The sequence below is a fragment of the Paenibacillus alvei DSM 29 genome (genome assembly GCF_000293805.1).
GTDB lineage: Bacteria > Bacillota > Bacilli > Paenibacillales > Paenibacillaceae > Paenibacillus_B > Paenibacillus_B alvei.
Genome location: NZ_AMBZ01000002.1, coordinates 708,247 through 715,000, shown reverse-complemented (window position 1 = coordinate 715,000; position 6,754 = coordinate 708,247). Strand labels below are relative to the sequence as shown.

Below are 6,754 nucleotides of genomic sequence, written 5' to 3'. Positions count from 1 at the left end.
CGCCATTGCGGCGTCAGATCAACTTCGTGGTTCTGATACTGGATCTTCGTTGTACCCAACACTTCTTGTGCAATATGCGCAACCAGATTTTCCGTCAGGTTCATGATATCGTTGTAATCTGCGTATGCCTCATATAATTCAATCATCGTGAATTCTGGATTGTGGCGTGTTGAAATCCCTTCGTTGCGATATACGCGTCCGATTTCATACACTTTCTCCAATCCGCCTACGATCAAACGCTTCAAGTGGAGCTCAATCGCAATACGCATGTAGAGTGTCATGTCGAGTGCATTATGATGCGTGATGAACGGACGCGCCGCCGCACCACCAGCAATTGCATGGAGTGTCGGTGTTTCCACTTCCAAGTAGCCATGGGAATCCAAATAGCGACGCATCGATTGAATAATGCGCGAGCGAGTGACGAACGTCTGCTGAACATCCGGGTTCATAATCAAGTCAACATAGCGCTGACGGTAACGCATTTCCACGTCCTTCAGGCCATGATATTTTTCTGGAAGCGGCAAGAGCGACTTCGACAAAATCTCAAGCTCCAGCACTTTAATGGACAATTCACCTGTCTTCGTTTTGAATACCGTACCACGAACACCAATGATGTCTCCTAGGTCAAGCAGGCTGTAAGCTTCAAATTTCTTCTCATCGATTGTATCTTGACGAACATAAATTTGAATACGGCCGGACAAGTCCTGAATGTGCGCAAAGCTAGCTTTGCCCATACCGCGCTTTGCCATGATGCGCCCTGCCAGGCTGACCTCAATGCCGGATTCCTGAAGCTCTTCCTTCTCCATCCCGTCATACTTATCCAACACTTCTTTGGCAGTTGTTGTACGCTCGTATTTTGTACCGAACGGATCTACGCCCAGCTTCCGAAGCTCGTCCAATTTGTTGCGGCGAATTTGCAGCAATTCACTTAATTCCGTTTCTTGATTGACGACGTCCGTCATTTCACTCCACTCCTTGTATACATTAAATCGCAATATTCCATGATATATGATAAATGCTTGAACTGAACTTAGCTTTCATGTTCTTTCATTTCTTTTCATGAAAAAGAGGGAACATTGCCCACACTTCATCATACCGCTCATTTGGTGAAAAAAGCTTCCATGTATGGAAGCTTTCATCCCAACTTCTCATGCTTGGCGCTGCATGCTGCGATACCGCAGATGATTAGCGCTTAATCTCGAGAATTTTGTATTGAATCACACCTGCTGGAACGTTCACATCCACAGTTGTGCCCTTTTGCTTACCCAAAATTGCTTTACCTACCGGGCTTTCATTCGAAATCCGGTTCTTCAATGGATCGGATTCAGCAGTACCGACAATTGTATATTCCATCTTGTCGCCAAATTCCAAGTCTTCTACGATAACAGTAGATCCGATGCTTACGATATCTGTATCAATTTCATCGTTGTTAATAATGCGCGCGTTGCGAAGCATTTTTTCCAATGTAATGATACGACCTTCAATGAATGCCTGTTCATTCTTCGCATCTTCATATTCGGAGTTCTCGCTGATGTCGCCGTAGCCGATCGCTACTTTAATCCGCTCTGCCACTTCACGACGTTTAACGGATTTGAGGTTTTCAAGCTCATCCTCCAGCTTCTTCAGACCGTCCTGGGTCAGAATGACTTCTTTATCGCTCATCTTACCGATTCTCCTGTCATGATATATTTCGCATCCAGCCTCAGGACCGCCAACAACGATCGATGCGAATGCAGCCGATGCGAATGCTATAGTTCATCATATGGCTTGATTGCCACATCATGACTCCACAACTTGGTCGTTCTTTGTCATACATAGCCGTGTAATATACACCAAGCCCGAGGCCAATTTTCTATTGTTGAATTATATGGGATGGATTTGCAAAAGTCAATGAGACAGCACATGCCCTTGAAAACGCTTCGATACCCTGAGCGTGCGCCCGCAACAGCTTCTATTGTGCCATTTACTGTACCGTAGATTCAGCCTCTTGCTTCTCATTCACTTGACGTACATACTCCTCCAGCATGCGGGCAACTTCGTCGCGGCGTGTCTCTTCCATGATGGCATCTTTCACACGCGCGGCAGAAGGCAATCCCTTCAAGTACCATGCCAGATGCTTGCGCATCTCCTTCACCGCAACCTGCTCGCCTTTAAGCGCAATGAGGCGATCCATATGAACAAGCGCAATACGAACCTTCTCTTCTGCAGATGGATCTGGGAGCAGCTCGCCAGTCGTCAAATACTCAATCGTGCGGTACAGCATCCACGGATTGCCCAGTGCACCGCGTCCGATCATGACGCCGTCGCATCCTGTTTCTTCCAGCATACGCTTCGCGTCTTCCGGAGAGAACACATCCCCGTTGCCGATAACTGGAATTGAGACATTTTCCTTAACTTGGCGGATATAGCTCCAGTCCGCTTGACCGGTATACAACTGCTCGCGCGTACGTCCATGCACGCTAACCGCTTGACCGCCAGCTCGCTCAACTGCCTTAGCATTTTCCACGACATAAATATGATCGTGATCCCAGCCGATTCTCATCTTAACCGTAACTGGTTTATCGACAGCATCAACAACGGCCGACACCATCTCGTATATTTTCTCTGGGTTAAGAAGCCAACGGGCACCTGCATCGCACTTCGTGACCTTCGGTACAGGGCATCCCATGTTGATATCAATAATATCGGCATTTGAATCTTTATCGACAATTTTGGCAGCTTCGACGAGCGATTTACGATCCCCGCCAAAAATCTGCAGACTAAGCGGCTTCTCCCGATCATCTACATACAGCATCTCGCGGGTACGCTCATTGCCATGTACAAGGGCCTTGTCACTAACCATTTCTGCGCATACGAGTCCGCAGCCGAATTCCTTCGCAATGAGACGGAAGGCAGGGTTGCACACCCCAGCCATGGGCGCAAGCACGACTTGGTTTTTCATTTCGATATTTGCAATTTTCAGCATAGCTCGCACTCCTTTCAACTCTATCCTTATCCATGAGGCCCCATAAGCCACACAGTTATATATAAAACAGGATTACCAATGTTCCATTTTACCGAAAGGAACCCCGTGATGCCAGTTCATCATGTGAAATATTTAATTGCTTGCAAATTTCATTCATCATCTGTTCATCGATTTTTCGATGTCCCCGCTCGATTTCACCGAGCACAGATACAGAGATACGCACGCGATCAGACAATTGCTGCTGTGTTAATCCCCTAAGCTTGCGGAAAGCCCGGATTCGCTTGGCCACTTGCAAGGACTCCACTTCCGAATACCTTCCTTCCCATCCAGTGTTCCCAAGGCATGATGAACGAATGCGTGCAATTCGACAGCCGACTCCGGAACAATATCAGCAAGCGGCACGAGTACGAACAGCCGCTCTCCCATACGAGGATGCGGCAATGTAAGCAGGTCTGTATTCCACGAAGTCTCGCCCATCCACAGCAAATCCAAATCAATGATGCGCGGGCCCCAGCGAACATCCCGCACGCGCCCCATTTGCTTCTCAATCGCAAGCATCGCCTTCAGCAGCTCATCAGGCTGCAATGTTGTCCGAACACAAGCCGTCATGTTTAGAAAGGCAGGCTGATCCTCATATCCAACCGGATCGGTCTCATATATTGCAGAGCAGCTTGCAACATGTATTTGTCCATGTCCATGCAGAAACGACAATGCATCATACAAAGCCCGCTCCCGTACGCCAATATTGGAACCGAGCGCAATATAAGCAGTCTGCTCTCCAGTATGTGTCACCGTCTCGCTATCCATTCCTGCGAAGTCCAGCTTTATTTCGCGATGCTTCTTCTTTACTTCATTCATCTGTTATGCCTCGCTCCCGGTTGGGTTCGCTTCCGCCCGAACTCTCGTCATTTCAATCGTTACGCCTCGGAAATGAATGTCGAACGGTGGGTGAGGCTTTGTCACGCGAACGGTTGCTTCTCTGATTAGCGAATAAGTCTCTAGGAGAACAGCTGCAATACGTTCTGTAATCGCTTCGACAAGCTGGTAGGATTCCTCTTCGACAATGTGCTTAACCGTATTGTATATTTCAGCATAGTTAATCGAATACTCCAACTGATCAGATCTACCAGCTTCGCGCAAATCTACCTGCAAATCTAGATCGACAATCCAGCGTTGTCCCAATTTCCGTTCCTCTTCAAATACACCATGGCGCCCGAACAGCTCCATTCCGTGCAACTGCATACGGTCAGGCCGCGATACTTTTGTACTTACCATCACTATTCTCCCCTTCTACACCAATTTAGGGTTATGTTATATCATTATTGCTCCGCAGCTTCCATCCGTTCTCTCGGGTATAACATAGCATCACACATACGAACGGTCTGCACGATTTCCCCTACATCATGCACGCGCACAATCTGGCAGCCCTGTGCCACGCCAATTGATACGGTAGCTGCTGTCCCGTGAATCAAAGCATCCACCGGAAGCTGAAGCGTCTCGCGAATGAACCGCTTGCGTGATGTCCCCAGCAATACGGGGTATCCGAGTTCAACAAGCTCATCCAAATGGTGCATGAGCATCAAATTGTCCTCGTAATCTTTCGCAAATCCGATTCCCGGATCCAGCCATATATTCTGATCTTCAACACCAGCCGTCTTCGCAATTGCCACACTCTCCAGCAGATCCCTCTTTACATCATCTACATAACGTTCGTATTTCCGCTCCGGGCGGTTGTGCATCAAAATGATAGGGCAACCATAGTTAGCAGCTACACGGGCCATTTCCGGCTCGCGCTTGCAGCCCCAAATATCATTTAGAATATGCGCTCCCGCTTCTAAAGCCCGTCTACCGACTTCCGCCTTATACGTGTCAATAGACAATGGAATATGGGGCATCGCTTCTTGAAGCGCCTCAATCACGGGAATTACCCGCCGTAGCTCCTCTTCCTGCCCAACTGGTTCATGGCCGGGTCGCGTGGACTCTCCGCCAATATCGATAATGTCCGCTCCCTGCGCAACCATTTCCTTTGCGTGTGCCAACGCACGATCTATTCGATCATAACAGCCTCCGTCGGAAAAGGAATCTGGCGTTACATTTAATATACCTTGCACCAAGGTTCGCTTACCTAAAGTCAATTTAGCCTGATCCCATATATACGTGTGCTTCCAAAACGTCGGTTGCAACATACTTGCATCCCCTCTCTACCGTCCTGGATGGTCGGATTGGTACATGCAATCCAACTGCCTAGACACGGCATATTAAATCCCCTAAGGGCTCGTGTAATTCCTACTCCGGTCTATATGATGCGTACAGTGGTGGCGCGATACAAGCTCAACAGCATACGCGTGCAATCGCCCGCTTGCCCGCCGCCCAATTGCTTCGCCTGACCTTCCGTATCAATGAGGGAAGTAACCGGCACCAGCTCTTGCACCGAGGTTGTTAAAAACACCTCATCTGCATGCCAGAGCCGCTTCCATTCATACTTCCCTTCCTCTACATCGATATTCGCTTGTCCAGCAAGCTCAATAACCCACTGTCTTGTAATGCCCGGCAGTATGCCAGTCGATAAATCCGGTGTATATAGACGTCCATCCTGTACAAAGAACACATTGCTCACAATGCCTTCCGATATATGACCGTTCTGATCCAACATAAGACCTTCCGCTCCTTGCGCAGAGCTATTCAATCGCACCAGTTCGCGCTTAGCAACGATATTATTCATGTATTGGCCCGACTTAAAGCGAACATCTGCTTCTGGCCCGTTTCGTCTTGTATGAAGCAACTGCAGCGGCTTTCCCTGTTCATACAGTTCATCAAGGAATGCAGGCAACGGCTTCACTAGCACGAGCACATTTGGGCGTACATACTCTCCGATCGGCAGCCCAAACCCATTCTCGCCTGCACTCACGGTATAACGAACGTACGCTTCTTTCAAGCCATTCGCATCCATGACCTCTCGTATGTGGCGCTCTACCTGCTCTATCTGTATGGTATCCATCCTATAATCAATGCCAAGTATATTGCAAGCCGATGTCAGCCGTTCCATATGCCGTTCCAGCAAAAATGGCCTTCCTCCATATGTTCGCATCGTTTCAAACAAAGTCATTCCGTATAAAAAGCCGTGGTCCATTACCGAAACCGCGGCTTGATCAACTGGTACTACCTTCCCATTCCACCCGATAATATCCATTTAGCTGCCTACCCTCTTCTTCAAGAAGTTGCGCAGCATCTGATGTCCATGATCTGTAATTATGGACTCCGGATGGAATTGAACTCCCTCAATCGGATATTCCTTGTGTCGAAGACCCATAATTTCGCCTTCTTCCGTAGTAGCTGTAATCTCAAGGCAATCGGGCAGCGACCCCCGTTCCACCAGCAGTGAATGATATCGTGTTGCTGTAAATGGACTAGGAAGCCCTTCAAAAACAGACTGCTGCTCATGATAAATAGGGGATGTCTTTCCGTGCATCAATCGTTGTGCCCGTACAACCTTGCCGCCAAAAGCCTGTCCGATGGCCTGATGACCTAAGCATACGCCAAAGATAGGAATCTTGCCTTTAAAATGCACGATTACGTCCAATGTGATCCCCGCTTCATTTGGTGTGCATGGTCCAGGCGACAGCAGCAAATGATCGGGCTGAAGCTTCTCGATACCTTGAATGTCGATCTCGTCATTGCGATATACTTGTATCTCTTCTCCAAGCTCTCCTAAATACTGTACCAGGTTATACGTAAAAGAATCATAATTATCGATAACAAGTATCATGCTATGCTCATCCTCTCTCAGTC

At 48.2% G+C, this 6,754-nt stretch carries 9 protein-coding genes (1 of these 9 cut by a window edge); all 9 read right to left on the bottom strand.

The genetic code is table 11. The features are described 5' to 3' along the window. Positions 1–962, bottom strand: partial view of a lysine--tRNA ligase gene (gene lysS / locus PAV_RS09665; RefSeq protein WP_005545602.1) — the 5' portion only. Its footprint begins 544 nt before the window's first position; the window shows 962 of its 1,506 coding nt (coding positions 1–962); its start codon is at positions 960–962; its stop codon lies off the left edge, out of view. A 223-nt stretch (positions 963–1,185) separates the two neighbouring features. After that, positions 1,186–1,662, bottom strand: coding sequence for a transcription elongation factor GreA (gene greA, locus PAV_RS09660; RefSeq protein WP_005545600.1), 477 nt, complete (start codon positions 1,660–1,662; stop codon positions 1,186–1,188). 301 nt (positions 1,663–1,963) lie between these two features. Continuing rightward, a complete protein-coding gene (gene dusB / locus PAV_RS09655) occupies positions 1,964–2,965 on the bottom strand; it encodes a tRNA dihydrouridine synthase DusB (protein WP_005545599.1) in 1,002 nt (333 codons plus the stop codon). Between the two features lie 88 nt (positions 2,966–3,053). Continuing rightward, the gene (locus tag PAV_RS09650; protein WP_005545597.1) at positions 3,054–3,254 is read right to left on the bottom strand and encodes a helix-turn-helix domain-containing protein; all 201 of its coding nucleotides are present in this window, start codon (positions 3,252–3,254) and stop codon (positions 3,054–3,056) included. After that, a complete protein-coding gene (gene folK, locus PAV_RS09645) occupies positions 3,212–3,772 on the bottom strand; it encodes a 2-amino-4-hydroxy-6-hydroxymethyldihydropteridine diphosphokinase (protein WP_051135103.1) in 561 nt (186 codons plus the stop codon). The genes PAV_RS09650 and folK overlap by 43 nt, the downstream gene beginning before the upstream one ends. A gap of 54 nt (positions 3,773–3,826) precedes the next feature. Further along, the gene (folB, locus tag PAV_RS09640; protein ID WP_005545594.1) at positions 3,827–4,240 is read right to left on the bottom strand and encodes a dihydroneopterin aldolase; all 414 of its coding nucleotides are present in this window, start codon (positions 4,238–4,240) and stop codon (positions 3,827–3,829) included. Positions 4,241–4,284: 44 nt separating this feature from the next. Continuing rightward, the gene (folP, locus tag PAV_RS09635) at positions 4,285–5,151 is read right to left on the bottom strand and encodes a dihydropteroate synthase (RefSeq protein WP_005545591.1); all 867 of its coding nucleotides are present in this window, start codon (positions 5,149–5,151) and stop codon (positions 4,285–4,287) included. A 110-nt stretch (positions 5,152–5,261) separates the two neighbouring features. After that, the gene (locus tag PAV_RS09630; protein WP_005545589.1) at positions 5,262–6,155 is read right to left on the bottom strand and encodes an aminotransferase class IV; all 894 of its coding nucleotides are present in this window, start codon (positions 6,153–6,155) and stop codon (positions 5,262–5,264) included. Continuing rightward, the gene (pabA, locus tag PAV_RS09625) at positions 6,156–6,731 is read right to left on the bottom strand and encodes an aminodeoxychorismate/anthranilate synthase component II (protein WP_005545587.1); all 576 of its coding nucleotides are present in this window, start codon (positions 6,729–6,731) and stop codon (positions 6,156–6,158) included. Positions 6,732–6,754: the final 23 nt, after the last annotated feature.